This is a genomic window from Rosenbergiella australiborealis, from assembly GCF_018494035.1.
Lineage (GTDB): Bacteria > Pseudomonadota > Gammaproteobacteria > Enterobacterales > Enterobacteriaceae > Rosenbergiella > Rosenbergiella australiborealis.
Genome location: NZ_JABBFO010000002.1, coordinates 221698 through 241291, shown reverse-complemented (window position 1 = coordinate 241291; position 19594 = coordinate 221698). Strand labels below are relative to the sequence as shown.

Genomic DNA, 19594 nt, shown 5'->3' with positions numbered 1-19594 from the left:
TTTATCGCCGATAATCAATATAAGGGCCATCGATCACGGAACGGCGCTCAACTAATTGGGGATGAATTTCCAAGCGCTGAGCGGTATCACGTTTATTCACGATACGATCCAGCAGCATCTCAAGTGCCTTTTCACCCAGTTCCACTTTCGGCTGGTGGATGGTCGTCAGTGCCGGTGAAAAATATCGCGAGTTACGAATATTATCGTAGCCAATGATAGAGATATCGTGAGGAACGCTTAATCCTTGCTCGTTGGCCGCACAAATTGCACCCATTGCCATGACGTCACCTCCACAGAAAACAGCGGTAGGTCGCTGCTTTTGTGAGAGGATCTTTTGCATCGCGTTATACCCTGACTCAGATTCAAAATCACCCTGAACGATCCACTCATCGCGGGGAGTGATCCCTGCATCTTGCAAGGCTTTAATAAACCCCGCTAGACGACCTTCACCAGTGTGACGTTCTTTTTGTCCAGGAATACAGCCAATATCGCGATGGCCACGTTCAAGAAGATAACGGGCCGCAAGGTGACCCCCAGCAAAAGCATTATCTTCAACGGTATCGGTAAAACTAGCTTGAGAACTTCCCCAGTCCATCACCACCATCGGCATTTGACTATGTTCTTCAAGAATTCTCAACAGTGATTCTGGATACTCGGCACACATAACCATTAATCCATCTACGCGCTTTTGAGCCATCATTGATAAATAAGCACGTTGTTTATCAAAATCGGTATGTGCATTAGCGAGAAGCAATGTATACCCATGTTGAAAACACTTTTTTTCAATCGCTTCAATAATCTCTGCCCAATAGGGAGCTTCTACAGAAGTCGATAAAAGACCGATAGTTTTGGTGGTATTCACCTTTAGGCTTCGCGCAACAGCACTGGGAGAATAATGAAGAGTGTTAATCGCCTCCCAAACCGTCTGTTGAGTTTGTTCTGCAACGAAACGCGTTTTATTGATAACGTGAGAAACTGTTGTTGTGGAAACCCCGGCGAGTTTTGCCACATCTTTGATCGTTGCCATGGGGAAATCTCCTAGGAAAGCGTTTGCGTATTGCGCGACTAAAAATAAAGGGCAGAATTCTAGCAGGGCGTAGTAGTGAACACGAGCTTTTTGCGCAACAGAATGCTCCTGTTTTACAAATCGTTACGTAGCAAGAGGAAGGAAAATTTTTATTTGTATAAAAAACATCCCTAACGTTATGTTCAAAATCAATTGATGCAGAATGATCTTGTACCCAACCGTAAAATAGGGTGGCTGGCTTATTTATCAGGGGCGGATCGCGGTGACTATATGAAACGAGTTTTTCAATCGGCGATTCTTCAATTTTACGACTCCGATCGAAGTTTCAAAAGAAGATCGTATTAACGAATGAGTGAGCGGATCAGGTTGTTATAGTCACTAAGAGCGATAATCGGAATCTGTCTCAATGAACTTGAGTTAAAGAATAAGGCATGAGGTAAAAAAAACGGTAACCTTTCACAAGATTACCGATGGTTATATCAATGGCGAAGAGCGATAATTCTGGATTAACGTACCGAGTTAGGCGTCATCATCCGTCGTGCACCAATATAATGTTTTTGCCAGTATTCCCCGGTTAAATCAGTGATTTGTATATCTTTACCTGTACGAGGAGACTGAATAAATTTGCCGTTTCCGACATAAACGCCAACGTGATCAGCCGCACCACGGTGGTGGATCCGGAAGAAAACCAGATCACCTTTTTGCAAAGAATCACGCTTAACCGGCGCAGCGTCTCGTAGGTGATACATTTCATTAGCAGTACGAGGAATTTTGAATTTAACGAGATCTTTATAGGCATAGTAAACCAAGCCGCTACAGTCGAAACCGGTATGCGGCGACGTACCCCCCCATTGATAAGGCTTACCCAGTTGGTTCATCAGCTTATTCATCGCAGTTTGGCGAGCTTTTTGATATTTTTGATGATGGGTTGCGCTGATTACCATAGCGGCGGTATGCGGTGAAGCGATGCGAATCTTATGACGAGCCAGCACTTTTTGGCTTGAGTAATATTTTTTCTGCGTCATACGCGATTGCGCAAGTTTCCTCGCCTGAGTTGAGCGTGAGCGAGGAAGGTTTTTTTGAGGAATTTCTTTAATTTTATGAGGTTGAGGTTGTTTACTACGCTTAGTTGCCGTTTTTAGCGGCTTACGTTTACGACGATTATCGTCAGTAGCCGGTTTTCTAGCCGATTTATGAGCGGTAGCATTAACATGTCGGTGCGGTGCTGCTTCAGCAACATTGAAAAAAAGTTGCATAAAAGCAAGTATTGAAAGCGTAATTATTAGCCGCATATTTATTATTTAGTCAGTGATGTACTCAAAATAGAGTCAGTGAGTAAAAATAACCTCTGACAATCATGTCAGCCCCATAAGCCATTCTAATCCAGAACTTTTCTAAAAGTTAAGCAAGAATTTAAATAAATCTGTTACCAAGCGTTTTTAGTTGAGTTATTTATCTATTATTTTTCCCATAGTGGGTGGAATAGAATGTTTTTATGTGATCTAAATCACAAAATTAGAGGTTATTAAGAAAAATCTTATTCGTCACCGAGTATTGCGTAGTAAAACCATACGGCATTTCACTCTAGCAGTGATAAAGGCTACAATACCTGAAAAACAGTCTGTTGTTAAGGAAGTCACATGAGCACTCTTGAAAAAATCAAAACTCAAATCTCTGAAAATCCAATTCTTCTCTATATGAAAGGATCCCCAAAATTACCAAGCTGCGGCTTTTCTGCACAAGCAGTACAAGCACTTTCTGGCTGTGGGGAACGTTTTGCTTATGTTGATATCCTGCAAAATCCTGACATCCGTGCTGAGCTTCCTGCATACGCAAACTGGCCGACTTTCCCGCAGCTTTGGGTCGATGGTGAGTTAGTCGGTGGCTGCGATATCATTATGGAAATGTATCAACGTGGTGAACTGCAATCTCTTATTAAAGAGACTGCAGACAAATATCGCGAAGCTGAATAGCTTTTAGACTATCGATGAGGGTGGTGGGGAAGAGTCCACCACTTGTTGTTCGGTTTCTTGTGCCAGTGGCCATCCCCCCAAACGTTTCCATCTATTCACCAGCTCGCAGAATAACGCCGTAGTTTGCTGTGTGTCGTATAACGCACTGTGCGCTTGCTCGCTATCGAAGCTCATTCCCGCACTGATACAGGCTTTAGCAAGAACGGTTTGGCCGAGTACTAGGCCGCTGAGAGCTGCGGTATCAAAAGTGGCAAAGGGGTGGAAAGGATTACGTTTTAATCCTGCTCGCTGAGCCGCAGCCATTGTAAAACTATGGTCAAAATGGGCATTGTGAGCCACGATAACAGCCCGTGAACAGTCTGCATCTTTCATCCCTTTTCTGACCATTTTGAAAATAGCATGTAGGGCGTCATATTCACTGACTGCGTTGCGCGCGGGGTCATCAGGATTTATACCGGTAAAGGCTAACGCTTCAGGATGTAAGATAGCCCCGTCGAAAGGGGTTATATTGAAATGAATTTGTTGATCTTTGACTAGCCAGCCATTCTCATCCATCCGTACGGTTATTGCGGCAATCTCAAGCAAAGCATCAGTATTTGCGTTGAAGCCTGCTGTTTCCACATCAATAACGACAGGATAAAAACCACGGAAGCGATGTTTGAGTAAAGTAGAGTGGGGAATGTCTGACATCAGATTCTCAGTAACAGTAAAAAATTGTCGGCAAGTATGACAAAAACAGGGCTGCAAAGCAGCCCTAAAACAACGAATACTGAAGATTAATCGTTATTTAATCCAAGACCCGCATATTTTTTTTCAATTAATTCAATTTTGTAGCCATCAGGATCTTCTACAAAGGCAATAACGGTTTTTCCACCTTTTACTGGGCCTGCTTCACGGGTCACTTTCCCCCCAGCTTGACGGATACGTTCGCAGGTTTCTGCGGCCGAATCAACTTCAAGCGCGATATGACCGTAACCTTCACCAAGATCGTAGTGATCGACGCCCCAGTTATAGGTTAGCTCAAGGACTGCCCCTTCAGATTCATCGGTGTAACCGACAAAAGCTAAGGAATACTTATACTCTGTGTTTTCACTGACACGTAGTAAACGCATTCCTAATACACGGGTATAGAAATCGACAGCTCGATCAAGGTTTCCGACGCGGATCATTGTATGTAAAAAACGCATAATACCTCGCTAACGCGTTGCTAAATAAGGGATAGAATACTCGTTTTTCACTGGTTTAAAAATGGATAATCAGTGTAACCCCGCGCATCGCCACCGTAAAAAGATTCTGGGTGCTGTGTATTGAGGGGGGCATGGTGAGCGAGGCGCTCCACTAAATCAGGATTGGCAATAAAATCACGACCAAATGCTACGGCGTCAATCAGCCCTTCGGACAGCAATGTTTGTCCTTTTTCCAAGGTATAAGCTCCTGCACCAATAATCGTACGGCTAAATGCTGCCCGTACTGCTTGTCTGAACTCGGTCGTATACGCATTGCCACCTGCCCAGTCGGGTTCAGATAAGTGTAAATAAGCTAGATCACAACGGTTGAGTTGTTCGATAAGCCAGATAGCATCTTCCTCTTCATGTGGACCGTTGCCTAATGATTGGAAAGAGCCTACGGGTGATAAACGAATACCTATATGACGCGGTCCCCATACTTGGGAAATTGCCTCAATGATTTCAAAAATAATGCGTGCACGATTTTCACGACTCCCCCCGTACTCGTCAGTGCGTTGATTAGACTCGGGTGATAAAAAGGTGTGTAGAAGATAACCATGTGCAGCATGGATCTCTAGTAGATCAAAGCCTGCTTGTTGTGCATTCATTGCGGCATTTTTAAAATCTTCAATAACTTGTTTGATCTGCGCCAAGCTCATAGCTTGAGGGAGAGTGGTGTCACTTCGATACACCTCTCCTTGTTCATTTTTCAGTGATGTACGGGTGTGCGATGGCAGAGCAGAAGGTGCTTGTGGCGCTGCACCATGAGGCTGTAACGACGCGTGAGAGATACGCCCAGTATGCCAGAGTTGTACGGCAATTTTTCCTCCCTTAGCATGAACGCCTTGAGTAATGCTATGCCATGCAGCAACTTGCTCTGGCGTATGTAAGCCTGGTGCCCCTGCGTAGCCTTTTGCTTCAAAAGAGATTTGTGTCGCTTCAGTAATGATTAATCCTGCGGTCGCCCGTTGTTGATAATAGGTTTTCATTAATTCGGTAGGGATATCGCCAGGTTCAATACTTCTTAGGCGGGTCAGTGGTGCCATAAAAATACGATTTTTAGTTGTAATAGCACCCAGTTCAAGAGGGGAAAACAGTGATAATGTCGACATATTACTCTCCAGCTATAATAGTATTAACTCTCACACAAGATAGATTTCGTTGTTTCTTACGACAAGTTATGTGACTTGTAACCGCACAGAACAACAAGTCAGTATGACTGATCGTGAATGACAGTAGGGTTAAATGATGGCAGAACAACTTGAAATGTTTACGCTTCCTAATCCTTGTCGAGGGTTGTGCCAAACTAATGCTCGTGGGTATTGCCTCGGCTGTTTTCGTAACCGGCAGGAACGTTTTGGATGGCAATCCTTTAGTGATACGCAAAAGCAGAATATCTTACGCCTTTGTCGCTTGCGTCGATATGCTGCACAGCAGTCGGTAGATAAATCCACCGAACCGACCCTGCAACAGGGTGAATTATTTTGAGTGGGTGGGCGGTACTGAATGACCTAATTGCGCGAGCGAACAATGCAGTCGCCAAAGTAGTCCAGCTAAACGAATAGAATCTGGTTGCTGGGAGTGTGAGAGGTCATTGCTTTGCTCAGCCAACTCTCTTAACACGGCATTAAGCTGCGAAGTCAGAACTCCACGTTCACTGATAATGGTATGTAATATTTCAAAGCAACGATCGCGTTTGCCCATCAATTGCTCTGATCCTGACTGCCAACTTCGCAGCTCCCAAACGATATGGGCGCTATTTTGTAAAACGACCCCCCAACGGAGTAGCCATAGCTTTGCTTGGTGATTTTGGCTACTTTTCAGCTGGTTGATATGATAATAAAGACTTGATTCATAATTATTTTGACTGGAACGAGGTCGAGAGCGAAGTTGATCCAGAAATCCCCGACGTAGGGCGCGGATATGGCGTAGACTTTTTCTGTCGTCTGAACTCGGGCGAATGAGTACAAAAGCGAGCCAAGCAAAAATCACCCCACATACTTTTGCAATGTCCCCATTGAGTACTGAGCCATAATCCCACGTTGGCGGATTGCTCACGGAGATAAACGATCCCATAAAGACCACAATTTGTCCCCATAACGGCGCGCGCTTAGGGAGGAGTAATTTAAATAATTGTAGCGTGATGATAATAGGGAACAGCACAATCAAAAATTGCCATAATTGGGTAATTTGAATCATGATCCCGAATTTCATTACGAAGCTAATAACGCAAAGAATCAATAACGTTTTTAAGAGAAGGGTCACACTAGCGGAGGGTGATGGGGCTGAAGAGTAAAGGACACAAGCGATAGCGGTTAGCGTTAATGCTGCCGGGCCCTGATCCCATTGCGTGTAAATTTGGAAAGAGCTACCGAGGACGATTGCGAAAAAAGTTCGCCCTGCACTTAATAGCGCTTCAGCACGATCAGATTCTAAGGCGAGAGCCGGGACTTTAGGGGGATGTAAGCGTTGCTCATGCTCAGCATTGTCCAGTAGCCTTATCCAACGTTGCACATCTACGTAAACCCAGCAAAAATAGCGAAGTCGATTGACAAAAGCGAGTTGGCGGTAGTTTCCTGACGCTGTTGGTGTCACGGTACTAAGAAGTTTAGCCAACTGATATTTATGGCAATTGGGCTGTTCGAGTGCGCTAAAGAGGGCATCGATCACTCGATAGAGTTCATCAGGCGCCTCTGGCCAATTTAATAGCATGCGCCGCAAACCTGACAGAATACCAGTTAAACGCAGTTGTTGATGTAAAACATAGTTTAATACACTATTTTGTCGTCGATAGCGATAATGGCTCCAGTAGGCCTGGATACGTAACAAATTCGTGGTCAGGATTTCGCCAATCATCGTTTCGTGAGCCGTGTGAGCATTATCAGCCGTCTCTTTATTTAAAAGTAAGCGAGCATGCTCAAGTAGACGAGCGTGCATCTGATGCAGAGTCTTCATCAATGCATCACCGTCTGAGGTGCTGGGCAGTAGCATCATCATGAAACCGGCACAGAGAATACCGGTAATAGCTTCACAAACACGGGCTTGTGCAATATCCCATAGCTGATTAATGTCAGTAATATTAACGGTACTAAAAGCAATTAAGGCTGCGGTGTAACCCGCTAATGAGAATGCATAGGCGACGTTGTTTTGGTGAAGATTAGCAATCCAGGTACAAAATGCGAGCCACGACGCAAAAGCAAAGGTAAATAGCCAAGGGTCATTCAGGGTATAACCAGCGATTAAGACCGCAGCGGCGGCTCCCACTAAGCTGCCGATAATACGGCCTAAACTTTTACTGATTGCCCCACCAATAGTAGGGAAACTGACGACCGCCGCAGACGTCATCGCCCAATAGGGCTCATCCAAATCGAGGCTGTAGGCAAAGCTCAGTGCTAAGCACATCGCTAGAGTATTACGCAGTGCATAACGCCATTGTGGTTGTGAGGCTCGCACCCAAGGTAGATTTTCCCATGCTAGCCACTGTAGAGACATCACTGTTTTTCCGGATGGATAATAATAGTACACGTCGTTCCCGCGACCAGTAGCTGTTGCTCCGGCAATTCGCTCAGTCTGATCCTGACAGGAACGCGTTGCGCAAGTCGAACCCAAGGTACTGTCGGTTTGACGTCTGGAACCAGACTACTATCCGAGTCGAGACTCTGATCGCTGATAGCTCGACCAATACTGTCGACAACGCCTTTTAACGAGCGGTTATCGCTATAGAGGGTTAGGGTCGCCGGTAAGCCTGGACGGATATTACGTAATTTGGTTTCTTCAAAATATCCCACCACGTAGAACGAGTGACTATCAACTAACGCAAATAAGGTCGATCCTGTATTAATATAATCCCCCTTACGCAAGTGAAAATTAGTCACCCAGCCATCCACTGGAGCAAAAACTTTAGTTTGTGAAAGATTCCATTCTGCTTGGTCAACATTAGCTTTTGCCGCAAGCCAGTTGGCTTTCATTGCATTGGCAGACTGGCGATAACTGTCTTGATCTTCGGCGGAAATAACATTGGTAGAAAGCTGAGCACGGCGGGTGGACTCGTGTTCGGCCTTCAGTAAATCAGCGTCGCTTTTTGCCAGCTGTGCTTGGGCATTTTCTAATGCTATTTGGTAAGGGCGGGGATCTAAGGCCAATAATAAATCACCGCGATGCACATATTGGTTATCCTTAATCGGCACGTCGAGTAAACGTCCCTCTACTTCAGAAGCGACTTTCACCATTTCAGCATGGACTTTTCCATCACGTGTCCAGGGAGATTGCATATAATAATTCCACATCCACCATGCAGCTAACACAGCAATGGCAAAAGTGAATAATGTAGAGAAATACCTAAGGGCATTAAATTTCATGTTAGTTATCCATCTTACTAGCTAAGAATTGCCATAGATGCCGTGACACAAAGAAAAAAGAGTGAGAGGTCCAGTAAGGTGGGGTGCCATACTTGGCCGGAATAAATTTTATGTCTGATGAGTGGGTGGATGGCGAGCCAAAAAAAGAAACCCAGCAATACCGATTTAAAGATAGGTGGAAAAAATAGCATGTCGCCCACAACGAGATCTGTTAACGCTGAGGAGAGAGGAAATTGTGACGAATGCATTATTTAATCCTATTGGGCTATACAACTCTTAAACAAATCAACTTTTTAACCGATACTTATTTGTAATTCCGTGATGGAAAACGGAAAATAGTCTAAAACTAGCTAAACTACTTAGCAAACTAATTATAGGTAAAATTATGGAATCTTCATTGGGGACAGATCTTGCAAGACTCGTGCGTTTATGGCGAGCGATTATCGACAACCGCCTAAAACCTCTGGGACTGACTCAGACCCTTTGGGTAACACTGCATAACATACACCAGTTACCGGCTGAACAATCACAAATTCAGCTGGCAAAAGCGATAGGTATTGAACAACCGTCATTAGTTAGAACCCTTGATCAATTAGAGCATAAAGGATTAATTGTTCGGACCGCATGTCCAGATGACCGTCGCGCCAAACGTATTTCACTGACTGAACAGGCAGCTCCGATTATCGAGCAATTAGAGACAGTGATTAAACAAAGTCGAGTCGATATCTTAAACGGGCTTTCTGAACAAGAACGGCAACAATTGAAGAGTTTAATTGCACGTTTAGAAGTGAATATTGTCGAAATTCAAAAAAATGAGTTGAAAGGTTAAAATTTCAACACTAATTATTAGAGCGAATCATCGGCATTACAGCATCTCAGCGCCTGAACCTCGTATCGCAAACACAAAAAACCCCTCTTAAGAGGGGCTTTCTAACACTAAGGTTCACGTTATTTTAGCGACGTGGCGAAACAGTGACTTGGCTACCATTGGTGGCAAGTGCAACACGTTGTCCTGCTGAGTAGCGTGTCGCGCCTTGTTTTTGTACAACCATGATGGTGTTGCCATCATCTTTACGAATTTCTAGCTCAACACCATTGGATGTATTAAGTTCGCTCTGCACACCTTGCCCTGCTACGCCACCAAGAATAGCACCGCCAGCGGTAGCAAGACTTCTTCCTGCGCCGCCACCAATAGTATTCCCTAAGAAACCGCCTAACACTGCACCGCCAATGGCACCCAAGGCGCTGGTATCATCACCACCTTGAATTTTGACAGGACGTGCGGAAATAACGGTACCGTAAGTGACGTTTTGTACTTGTTTGGCTTCACTAGCCGAGTAAACATCGCCAGAAAGAGAATTGTCGTTAACACATCCTGTTAAGGTCGTAGCAACAGTCATTACTGCTGCAATAGTTGAGAACCGTTTTAACATTTGAAACTCCTTTCAATATTGAGTGCATTATCAACCATGCAGGCATTAGAAATCATAGTAAGTGTAGTACAATCTTGTATGAAAATACTAGCGAAGCTAAAGAGCCTAAGTTTAACGACTCTATATTAACGGTAACTCAATATCTTTCATTGATTTTGCGTAAATGGGGCATTGTCAAATACATCGGCCTACTTTTAGGGGAGTGGATACATGCAAACAGGACGCTATATTGGCGTGATGTCGGGAACAAGTTTGGATGGAATAGATGTTATTGTCGCGGCAATAGACCAGAATATTGTGGCGTTACAAGCAAGTTATTGTCATCCGATGCCATTGGAGATTCGCCAGCAAATTCTAAGTATTAATCAAGGACAGTCTGTGACACTGTCACAAATAGGTCGTTTAGATACGCGATTAGGTCGTTTATTTAGCGAGGCTATTTTACAATTGATGACGCAAGAAGGGCTCTCTGCCCGCGATATTGTTGCCATTGGATGTCATGGCCAAACCGTCTGGCATGAGCCTCAAGGTGATGCGCCATTTAGTATGCAGCTTGGTGACAATAACATCATTGCCACCCAAACAGGCATTACCGTGGTGGGCGATTTTCGCCGCCGCGATATGTCACTGGGTGGGCAAGGAGCCCCTCTCGTTCCGGCTTTTCACCGTGCTTTACTGACCCATCCGACTGAACGGCGAGTTGTCTTAAATATTGGGGGTATTGCAAATATCTCCTTATTGTCTCCGGGAGAAATGGTCAAAGGCTTTGATACCGGACCGGGTAATATTTTGATGGATGCTTGGATTTGGCATCAACAACAACAGCCTTATGATAAAGAAGGGCAATGGGCGAGTACCGGGCAAGTCGATTCGGTATTGCTCAGTGCAATGCTTGATGATCCGTGGTTCAAGCGTCCTGTTCCCAAAAGCACCGGGCGTGAGTATTTCAACTTTGCTTGGATCGAAAATAAGCTGTCAGCATTCCCACCGATCCCGCCAGAAAATGTACAAGCCACACTATTGGCCTTAACCGCTATCAGTGTGACGGATTTGATCAAGCAGCAGGGACACTGGGATCGTTTACTGGTGTGTGGAGGGGGAGGACATAACAAAGCGCTTATGCAAAAAATAGCGGCATTACTCCCCTCTACTCATGTTGCACTCACTGATGAAGTCGGTATAAGTAGTGATGATATGGAAGCATTGGCCTTTTCCTGGTTAGCATATCGAACAGTATCAGGATTACCAGGTAATCTGCCGGCAGTGACAGGCGCAAAAGATTTCACGGTGCTAGGGGCAATCTTCCCAGCAAATACACTAAGTACCCGTTAACGTTCTTAATGATACACAGATGAGCTAACTCCCCATGAGCCAAGAAACTGAACACTTTGCGAAACTCACAGAAATACGCCGTGAATATACCCTTGGTGGATTACGGCGTGAAAATCTGCCTGATACCCCAATCATGTTATTTAACCAATGGTTACAACAGGCATGCGATGCTCAATTGCCTGATCCGACGGCAATGTGTGTCGCCACGGTAGACCAACAAGGTCAGCCTTATCAACGGATTGTTTTACTTAAACATTTCGACGAAAAAAGTATGAGTTTCTATACCAATTTAGGCAGTCGTAAGGCCCAACATCTGCAAGAAAATAACCGTATTTCCCTGCATTTCCCTTGGTATTTTCTCGATCGACAAGTCATGGTTATAGGGCGTGCGGAAAAACTCCCTGTTTCACAAGTGCTGACCTATTTCCATTCCCGGCCTTTTGAGAGTCAAATTGGGGCGTGGGTATCGAAACAATCGAGCCGTATTTCTGGACGCAGTTGTTTAGAGACCGCCTTTAGGGAAATGAAAGAAAAATATCAGCAAGGTGAGGTGCCACTACCCAGTTTTTGGGGAGGTTATCGAGTCAACATCGACGCCATGGAGTTTTGGCAAGGCGGAAAACATCGTCTACACGACCGTTTTATCTACCAAAAACAGGACGATTGCTGGAAAATTGATCGTCTTGCGCCATAACGCATAAATTATTGTGTTCAAAGCTGGAACCTTTATGCATAGCGAATTATTCTATGGCGCTTACTTTATCCGCCGGTGGCGGAAACTGTGTACCAGTTTAGGTGCAGACTGTTCAACGTGGAGTCATTAATGACCAGTAGTAACCTTATCCAACAATTGCAAGAAAGAGGGCTGATCGCCCAGGTAACGGATGAAAAGGCGTTATCAGAGCGACTGGCACAAGGGCCTATTGCACTGTATTGCGGCTTCGATCCTACCGCTGATAGCTTGCATCTGGGGCATTTGGTGCCGCTGCTTTGTCTAAAACGCTTCCAAGATGCGGGACATAAACCTGTCGCATTGGTGGGTGGAGCCACTGGCTTAATTGGTGACCCAAGTTTTAAAGCTGCCGAACGAAAATTAAATACTGAAGAGACTGTCCAAGAGTGGGTTGAAAAAATTCGCCGTCAAGTTTCTCCGTTCCTTAATTTCGAGTGCGGCGAAAATAGTGCGATTGCCGCCAACAACTATGATTGGTTTGGTGGGATGAATGTTTTAACCTTCCTACGTGATATTGGCAAACATTTCTCAGTTAACCAAATGATTAATAAGGAAGCCGTAAAACAGCGCCTTAACCGTGAAGATCAAGGGATCTCCTACACTGAGTTTTCTTATAATTTGCTGCAAGGTTATGACTTTGCCTGCTTAAACAAGCAATATGGCGTAGCGCTGCAAATTGGTGGCTCTGATCAATGGGGTAATATTACTTCAGGGATTGACTTAACACGTAGAATGCACCAAAACCAAGTCTTTGGTCTTACCGTTCCTCTAATCACTAAATCCGATGGGACTAAATTTGGTAAGACTGAAGGGGGTGCCGTTTGGTTAGATCCGGTTAAAACCAGTCCTTATAAATTCTACCAATTCTGGATCAATACGGCTGATGCAGATGTATATCGCTTTTTGAAATTCTTTACCTTTATGAGTATCGAAGCAATCAATGCATTGGAAGTGGAAGATCAACAGAGCGGCAAAGCGCCACGTGCACAATATGTCTTGGCTGAAGAAGTGACGCGAATGGTTCACGGCGAAGCCGGGCTAGAAGCTGCTAGACGTATTACCCAAAGTTTATTTGCAGGAACACTCAGCGACCTGACTGCCAGTGATTTTGCACAATTAGCTCAAGATGGCATGCCAACGATTACGCTCACCGACGAGGCAGACTTGCAACAAGCGCTGGTGGCGGCTGAATTAGTGCCTTCTCGAGGCCAAGCCCGCACTATGATTAATTCTAAAGCCGTTTCAATCAATGGCGAAAAGCAAGATGATGCCGAATATCGCTTTACTGAGAGTGATAAACTACATGGTCGATTTACCTTATTGCGTCGTGGAAAAAAACACTATTGCTTGATTGATTGGGCATAGTCAGCAGTTAAAGGCCGGAAACGGCCTTTTTTTATTTATAATAATAGACATGCAAACATGAAAAATATCTTAGCAATACAATCACATGTAGTTTATGGTCATGCCGGCAATGCAGCAGCGGAATTCCCTATGCGACGGATGGGGGCTAATGTATGGCCGTTAAATACGGTGCAATTCTCTAATCATACCCAGTATGGGCACTGGGCCGGTACAGTTATGCCAGCTGAACACCTGACTGACATCGTGCAAGGTATTGCCGCAATCGATCGCCTTAAGACCTGTGATGCAGTATTAAGTGGCTATTTAGGGTCCGCAGAGCAGGGTGAAAAAATCGTTGAGATCGTCAAACAGGTTAAAGCGGCTAACCCTGCGGCATGGTACTTTTGCGATCCCGTGATGGGACACCCGGAGAAAGGATGCATTGTCGCACCAGGCGTTGCCGAGTTCCATTGTCACGTTTCACTGCCTGCCAGTGATATTGTTGCCCCGAACCTATTAGAATTAGAAATGCTCAGTGGGCGAGTGATCAATAATATTCATGAAGCCATTGATGCGAGTCGCGCACTCATTGAAAAAGGGCCGAAAGTCGTCTTGGTTAAGCATCTATCTCGTGCGGGGTTACGCAGCGATCAATTTGAGATGCTGTTAGTAACTGAGCAGCAAGCATTGCATATTCAACGTCCTTTGATCGATTTTGGTGTAAGGCAACCTGTTGGCGTGGGTGATCTGACCAGTGGCCTTTTATTGGTTAATCTTCTTCACGGTCATTCATATCAAGACTCACTTGAGCATATTACTGCTGCGGTATATGGCGTGATGCTAAAAACCCACAGCATGGGAGAATACGAATTACAGTTAGTGGCTGCTCAAGATGAAATTGCTACGCCGACTCATCATTTTGCTGCAATATCTATGGATAGTATTTAATAGAACTGTGAACTTTATCCCAAGGATAGGCGTTATAGTCCCTAAGCTGTGACACATATCTGCCTATCTTTGGGAAATATCTCCTAGACTCTTCCTTACCTTACTACTCAAGGAAGAGTGACGATTATGTTTAATTTTTTGCAGCAAAAACGCCTCCCTACGCTTGATCTTCCCGTTAGTACACGACGTAAAATGTGGTGTAAACCCTTCTTACACTCTTATCTCGTCGTTTTTATCTGTTATATGACCATGTATCTCATTCGTAAAAATTTTAATATTGCACAAAATGATATGGTCACGACATACGGCTTAAGTCTGACGCAATTAGGATTAATAGGATTAGGTTTTTCAATTACCTATGGTGTAGGGAAAACGCTACTCTCTTATTATGCTGATGGAAAGAACACCAAACAATTTCTACCCTTGATGTTAATTTTATCAGCCCTGTGCATGTTAGGGTTTAGTGCGAGTATGGGGTCAGGCTCAGTGGCATTGTGGTTAATGGTTGCTTGCTATTCGCTGAGTGGTTTTTTCCAAAGTACCGGCGGATCATGCAGTTATTCAACCATTACCAAATGGACACCTCGATCTAAACGGGGGACTTTTCTCGGCTTATGGAATATTTCACATAATCTGGGAGGAGCCGGTGCCGCAGGGGTAGCCTTATTCGGTGCCCACTACTTTTTCAACGATCACGTCATTGGAATGTTTGTTTTCCCCTCGATCATAGCATTGATTGTTGGGTTAATAGGGTTAAGGTTCGGTAACGACTCTCCAGAAGCCTATGGCCTAGGAAATGCTGAGGAGTTATTTGATGAGCCTCAAAGTGAGGAAGATGAAGAGACCGAGAACGATTCGCTGACCAAATGGCAGATCTTTGTCACTTACGTCTTAAAAAACAAAGTTATTTGGTTATTATGCTTCGCCAATGTCTTTCTCTATATTGTTCGTATTGGTATTGATCAGTGGTCAACGGTTTATGCCTATACCGAGCTGAAGCTCTCAAAGGAAGTTGCTGTACAGGGATTTACGTTATTTGAAACAGGGGCGTTAGTTGGAACGTTATTATGGGGGTATCTCTCAGATTTAGCTCGTGGTCGCAGAGCGTTAGTGGCTTGTATTGCACTTGTTTTTATTATTATCACTCTTGGCATTTACCAAAAAGCGACCGAGCAATGGGTGTACTTAACATCCTTATTTTTCTTAGGGTTTATGGTTTTCGGTCCGCAATTACTTATCGGTGTGACAGCCGTTGGCTTTGTCCCTAAAAGAGCAATCAGTGCAGCGGACGGGATTAAAGGAACCTTTGCTTATCTTATTGGTGATAGCTTTGCGAAACTGGGATTGGGGATGATTGCAGACGGTCACTCTATTTTTGGTATGACAGGATGGGCGGGGACCTTTGCGGCACTTGATGCAGCGGCGATAAGTTGTATTACCATTATGGCGGTGGTGGCTATTTTAGAAGAGAAGAAAATTCGTAGTATAGCAAAACGTGCAGTCAAACCTTAAAAAAAACCCGTCAGAAGACGGGTTTGTAAGATTAGTGGGTTTCTTTACGCGTCATACGTTGTAACAACGGTGAAAGTAATGACATCACTACCGCAATGATCAAGGTGAATTGACCTATTTGCATAAACACATGACTATAGATAAGCAGTGATTGAATCGGATCCACCACATTATCGGGAACCGCCATACGGTTAGCAACCTTACCGGCAATCATCGCGGCGCCAGCGGTTGTTAGGAACCATGACCCCATAATAAAGCCCATTAGGCGTTGTGGAACCAACTGTGCAACCATTGCTAGACCCAGTCCAGAAATCATCAGTTCGCCGACACTTTGTAACGCATAACTTAAAACAAGCCAATAGACGGAGACAGTGCCTTGTGCCGAGGCTAAGTTTGCTCCCAAGGGTAGCACGAGAAATGCCGCAGAGCTCAGTAACATGCCGATAGAAAATTTATACGGCATCGGCAAACGATCACCTAATTTATTATAAATGATTGCCAATAGCGGGCTTGCCAACATAATCCAGAAAGGATTCAGTGCTTGAAACTGCTCTGGTTGGACAGTAAAGCCGAATAATTGATGCTCTACATTATGAATAGCAAAAAAGTTTAATGACGTTGGCATCTGCATATATAGGACGAAAAAAACGATAGCCTCTAACATCATCAGAAAGGCCACAATCATCTTCCGACGCTCGGAACCTTTAAGCTGTAAGGTTTCTTTTAAAAACACCAATAGAATACCGACAGCAATTACCCCAAGCGTAATACGTGCAATATTTTGGTGGTGCAGTAGCCAAGTAGCAAGGCTCACCAAGACGACCACGCCGACGAGGGTCATCAAGAACTTATTCCACTGTAGAGGCGCAAAATCTGGCTTTGAACCGTAGTTTTTTACCATGCCTTGGCAGAAAAGGAAGTTTAATAAGGTGATAACTAAACCGACCACAGAGAGTGAAAAGGCGGCGCTCCACCCATAATGGGCAGCCAGTACAGGCGTTAACATCATGGATACCAGAGAGCCAATATTGATCGACATGTAAAACATCGTGAAAGCCCCATCGATTCGGGGATCATCTTTCTCATAACAGGTCGATAATAGTGATGACGGGTTGGCCTTAAAAAGTCCACTACCGACGGCAATAGTCCCCATTCCGATATAAACAAGTGGGATATTATGACCAGAGAACGCAATTAGGCTATAACCTATAGCTAACACGATAACCCCGAGTGTTAGCACGCGTTTAGTGCCTAGCACTTTATCACCCAGCCAGCCACCGATGGCCACCATTCCATAAACTAGTGCGCTAAAAGAGGAGAAAAGGGTGATCGAGTCGGACTCCGACATACCAAGTTGTTTGACAAGGTAGACGGCCATGATGGCTTGTAAGCCATAGAATCCGAAACGTTCCCAAAGTTCAATCGAAAAAATTAGGTAGAAGGCTTTAGGTTGTTTGAAAACGTTCAAACTTACCTGCTCATTTATTTTATGTTGTTTGTTTGTCGTAGACACATAAACCTCGGTGCTGCTAAATCTTAAATGGCTAGGTATTGCATAATCCAGCAATAGAGAGCCAAAAGAGTGGTTATTGTAAAAAGAAGGGGGGTAATGTGTCGGAATATTCCAGTCAGAGCAAGAAGTTTTTCTTATATGGTTAAAGAGTGGTCTACTAGCGATAAGAAATGTGATAGAGATTAATATCACATGAATATGCTGTGACAGTCATCGCTAGTAGAATTTCGTATTATTCAGTTTTATCTTTATATTCACAAAGATCTTCGATGAGACAGGAACCGCAACGTGGCTTACGGGCAATGCAGGTATAACGGCCATGTAAAATAAACCAATGATGACAATTTACTTTAAATGCCGCAGGGACGACGCTGAGTAACTTCTGTTCAACAATATCGACGTTCTTACCTGGTGCAAATTTTGTACGATTCGCGACACGAAAAATATGAGTATCGACTGCAATTGTTGGCCAACCAAAGGCGGTATTTAACACAACATTTGCGGTTTTGCGTCCAACGCCGGGTAAGGCTTCTAAGGCCTCCCGATTTTCGGGAACGCATCCTTGATGTTTTTCAACCAAAAGCTGACAGGTTTTGATGACGTTAATTGCTTTTGTATTAAACAAACCGATAGTTCTAATATGTTGTTTCACGCCATCTACCCCAAGGGCAAGCATTGCCTCTGGGGTCGGGGCCTCGGCAAAAAGGCCGACGGTAGCTTTATTGACGCTAACATCGGTAGCTTGTGCCGAAAGTAAAACGGCAATAAGCAGTTCAAAAGGGGAACGGAAAACTAACTCGGTCGTGGGATGGGGCTCGTGATCACGAAGACGTGTTAATATTTCCAAACGTTTAACTTTGTTCATCCCGCTTGTCCTACGGAGTGATCATCTGCCAGTTGAGACGCTTTAGTCGCTTTACGCACGCTTGCCTGACGGGTACGTTGGTCAATTAAATATTTAGCCGCCAGTAACATCCCCAAACCGATAAAGGCGCCCGGAGGAAGCATGGCTAAAAGCATAGGGGAGTCGAAATGGAAAACTTCAATACGCAACACTTTTGCCCAAGGGCCAAGTAGCTGATCAGCACCATTAAAAATTGTGCCATTACCAATAATTTCTCGAATAGAACCAAGGGTTACCATTGCACAGGTTGCGCCCATACCGATAGCAAAGCCATCTAATGCTGAGAGTCCGACGTTCGCCCGTGAGGCAACAGCTTCTGCACGACCAACGACAATACAGTTCGTCACAATCAGAGGAATAAAAATACCTAATGATTGATAAAGGCCGTGAGCGTAGGCATTGATCAATTGCTGAACGCAACTGACTACCGAAGCGATAATCATCACATAAATCGGTATACGGATCTCTGAAGGCATCCAACGACGGGAGAGAGAGATCGCGCTATTGGTAAGTGTTAGCACAAGGGTCGTAGCTAATCCTAGTCCGAGTGCATTGGTCGCGGTAGACGTTACCGCTAATAAGGGACACAGCCCTAACAGTTGTACCAGGGATGAGTTATTTTTCCATAACCCACCGACCAGGAGTTCTTTTGCTTCACTCATGGTGTTGTTCCCCCACATTTTGGAAGTGTATTAATTTTTGGACGTAGCTCTGCAATAAACAACGTTGTCCGTTTAGTCTGATTAACCACTGCGCGTGGTGTAATTGTAGCACCGGTGAACTGATCGAAATCACCGCCATCTTTTTTAACTGCAAAATGACTATCTTGAGGGCCGTGAATTTTAACGCCGGAAAAATGGGTGATCCAGTCTGAAATACGTAACTCAATCTTATCCCCTAAACCTGGTGTTTCATGGTGTTCCGTCACGCGTACCCCAAGTACCGTCCCAGAAAAATCAGCCCCGACTAACATTTTAATCGCGCCAGAATAGCCATCTGGCGCGATAGTTTCAATTGCGCCAGCAATAGGTTGTCCCGCTTTACGAGCAACATAGAAGGGGTGATGCTGATCGTCACCTAAAACGGGATTTGTGACCCAGTAACATTCCTTTTGTAGATTATTATCGTACAACGTCGGCGGAACGACTTGGTCTAGTAATATTTTTTCTTGAATAGCCATCTGTTTTTCGACAGTAGGCTTAGTCACTTCATTGACTAATGCGGTGACTCCTGTCGTTACTGCGGCAAAGATCGCTAGAATTACCCCATTTTTACGGATAGTTTCAATCAT

21 protein-coding genes are annotated in these 19594 nt (G+C 44.5%); 8 read left to right on the top strand and 13 right to left on the bottom strand.

All coding sequences use genetic code 11. From position 1 onward, the window contains the following. Position 1: 1 nt before the first annotated feature. On the bottom strand, positions 2 to 1027 hold the full coding sequence (purR, locus tag HGT73_RS03750) for an HTH-type transcriptional repressor PurR (protein WP_214212325.1): 1026 nt from the start codon (positions 1025 to 1027) through the stop codon (positions 2 to 4). Positions 1028 to 1533: 506 nt separating this feature from the next. Then, positions 1534 to 2319: a C40 family peptidase gene (locus HGT73_RS03745; RefSeq protein WP_214212324.1), complete on the bottom strand. Its 786-nt coding sequence runs from the start codon at positions 2317 to 2319 to the stop codon at positions 1534 to 1536. Between the two features lie 348 nt (positions 2320 to 2667). Here HGT73_RS03745 and HGT73_RS03740 point away from each other — a divergent pair, with 348 nt between their 5' ends. Next, positions 2668 to 3000, top strand: a complete 333-nt coding sequence (locus HGT73_RS03740) for a Grx4 family monothiol glutaredoxin (RefSeq protein ID WP_048913987.1) — start codon at positions 2668 to 2670, stop codon at positions 2998 to 3000. Positions 3001 to 3003: 3 nt separating this feature from the next. Here HGT73_RS03740 and rnt read toward each other — a convergent pair whose 3' ends face one another. The 3 genes from rnt to nemA form a co-directional block, all read right to left on the bottom strand. Next, positions 3004 to 3690: a ribonuclease T gene (gene rnt / locus HGT73_RS03735; RefSeq protein ID WP_214212323.1), complete on the bottom strand. Its 687-nt coding sequence runs from the start codon at positions 3688 to 3690 to the stop codon at positions 3004 to 3006. An 86-nt stretch (positions 3691 to 3776) separates the two neighbouring features. Next, a complete protein-coding gene (gloA, locus tag HGT73_RS03730) occupies positions 3777 to 4187 on the bottom strand; it encodes a lactoylglutathione lyase (protein WP_214212322.1) in 411 nt (136 codons plus the stop codon). 47 nt (positions 4188 to 4234) lie between these two features. Next, positions 4235 to 5338, bottom strand: a complete 1104-nt coding sequence (gene nemA, locus HGT73_RS03725) for an N-ethylmaleimide reductase (RefSeq protein ID WP_214212321.1) — start codon at positions 5336 to 5338, stop codon at positions 4235 to 4237. 136 nt (positions 5339 to 5474) lie between these two features. Between nemA and HGT73_RS03720 the strand changes: the two genes are divergently transcribed. After that, the gene (locus HGT73_RS03720; protein WP_214212503.1) at positions 5475 to 5714 is read left to right on the top strand and encodes a DUF1289 domain-containing protein; all 240 of its coding nucleotides are present in this window, start codon (positions 5475 to 5477) and stop codon (positions 5712 to 5714) included. Here HGT73_RS03720 and HGT73_RS03715 read toward each other — a convergent pair. The 3 genes from HGT73_RS03715 to HGT73_RS03705 are packed head-to-tail and all read right to left on the bottom strand — an operon-like array spanning position 5706 to position 8832. After that, positions 5706 to 7718, bottom strand: a complete 2013-nt coding sequence (locus tag HGT73_RS03715; RefSeq protein ID WP_214212320.1) for an FUSC family protein — start codon at positions 7716 to 7718, stop codon at positions 5706 to 5708. The genes HGT73_RS03720 and HGT73_RS03715 overlap by 9 nt on opposite strands. Continuing rightward, complete coding sequence (locus tag HGT73_RS03710) at positions 7718 to 8584, bottom strand: efflux RND transporter periplasmic adaptor subunit (protein WP_214212319.1); 867 nt, start codon at positions 8582 to 8584, stop codon at positions 7718 to 7720. The genes HGT73_RS03715 and HGT73_RS03710 overlap by 1 nt, the downstream gene beginning before the upstream one ends. 17 nt (positions 8585 to 8601) lie before the next feature. Continuing rightward, on the bottom strand, positions 8602 to 8832 hold the full coding sequence (locus HGT73_RS03705) for a DUF1656 domain-containing protein (protein ID WP_214212318.1): 231 nt from the start codon (positions 8830 to 8832) through the stop codon (positions 8602 to 8604). 137 nt (positions 8833 to 8969) lie between these two features. Here HGT73_RS03705 and slyA point away from each other — a divergent pair, with 137 nt between their 5' ends. Then, a complete protein-coding gene (gene slyA, locus HGT73_RS03700) occupies positions 8970 to 9413 on the top strand; it encodes a transcriptional regulator SlyA (RefSeq protein ID WP_214212317.1) in 444 nt (147 codons plus the stop codon). A gap of 124 nt (positions 9414 to 9537) precedes the next feature. Here the strand turns inward: slyA and slyB are convergent, their stop codons facing one another. Further along, the gene (gene slyB, locus HGT73_RS03695) at positions 9538 to 9984 is read right to left on the bottom strand and encodes an outer membrane lipoprotein SlyB (protein WP_407073141.1); all 447 of its coding nucleotides are present in this window, start codon (positions 9982 to 9984) and stop codon (positions 9538 to 9540) included. A 243-nt stretch (positions 9985 to 10227) separates the two neighbouring features. Here slyB and anmK point away from each other — a divergent pair, with 243 nt between their 5' ends. The 5 genes from anmK to uhpT all read left to right on the top strand — a co-directional run bounded on the left by anmK (position 10228) and on the right by uhpT (position 15886). Then, the gene (anmK, locus tag HGT73_RS03690; RefSeq protein WP_214212315.1) at positions 10228 to 11349 is read left to right on the top strand and encodes an anhydro-N-acetylmuramic acid kinase; all 1122 of its coding nucleotides are present in this window, start codon (positions 10228 to 10230) and stop codon (positions 11347 to 11349) included. A 34-nt stretch (positions 11350 to 11383) separates the two neighbouring features. Next, the gene (pdxH, locus tag HGT73_RS03685; RefSeq protein ID WP_214212314.1) at positions 11384 to 12043 is read left to right on the top strand and encodes a pyridoxamine 5'-phosphate oxidase; all 660 of its coding nucleotides are present in this window, start codon (positions 11384 to 11386) and stop codon (positions 12041 to 12043) included. Between the two features lie 129 nt (positions 12044 to 12172). Next, the gene (gene tyrS, locus HGT73_RS03680; RefSeq protein WP_214212313.1) at positions 12173 to 13447 is read left to right on the top strand and encodes a tyrosine--tRNA ligase; all 1275 of its coding nucleotides are present in this window, start codon (positions 12173 to 12175) and stop codon (positions 13445 to 13447) included. A gap of 57 nt (positions 13448 to 13504) precedes the next feature. Then, entirely contained in the window at positions 13505 to 14374 is an 870-nt protein-coding gene (gene pdxY / locus HGT73_RS03675) for a pyridoxal kinase PdxY (protein WP_214212312.1), read from the top strand. A 126-nt stretch (positions 14375 to 14500) separates the two neighbouring features. Further along, positions 14501 to 15886: a hexose-6-phosphate:phosphate antiporter gene (gene uhpT / locus HGT73_RS03670; protein WP_214212311.1), complete on the top strand. Its 1386-nt coding sequence runs from the start codon at positions 14501 to 14503 to the stop codon at positions 15884 to 15886. Between the two features lie 31 nt (positions 15887 to 15917). On the opposite strand, the gene dtpA is transcribed toward uhpT, so the two are convergent. The 4 genes from dtpA to rsxG form a co-directional block, all read right to left on the bottom strand. Further along, positions 15918 to 17399, bottom strand: a complete 1482-nt coding sequence (dtpA, locus tag HGT73_RS03665; protein ID WP_214212310.1) for a dipeptide/tripeptide permease DtpA — start codon at positions 17397 to 17399, stop codon at positions 15918 to 15920. A gap of 232 nt (positions 17400 to 17631) precedes the next feature. Continuing rightward, on the bottom strand, positions 17632 to 18264 hold the full coding sequence (gene nth / locus HGT73_RS03660) for an endonuclease III (RefSeq protein ID WP_214212309.1): 633 nt from the start codon (positions 18262 to 18264) through the stop codon (positions 17632 to 17634). Then, positions 18261 to 18965, bottom strand: coding sequence for an electron transport complex subunit E (locus HGT73_RS03655; protein WP_214212308.1), 705 nt, complete (start codon positions 18963 to 18965; stop codon positions 18261 to 18263). The genes nth and HGT73_RS03655 overlap by 4 nt, the downstream gene beginning before the upstream one ends. Next, positions 18962 to 19594: an electron transport complex subunit RsxG gene (rsxG, locus tag HGT73_RS03650; RefSeq protein WP_214212307.1), complete on the bottom strand. Its 633-nt coding sequence runs from the start codon at positions 19592 to 19594 to the stop codon at positions 18962 to 18964. Before rsxG ends, HGT73_RS03655 begins: the two co-directional genes overlap by 4 nt.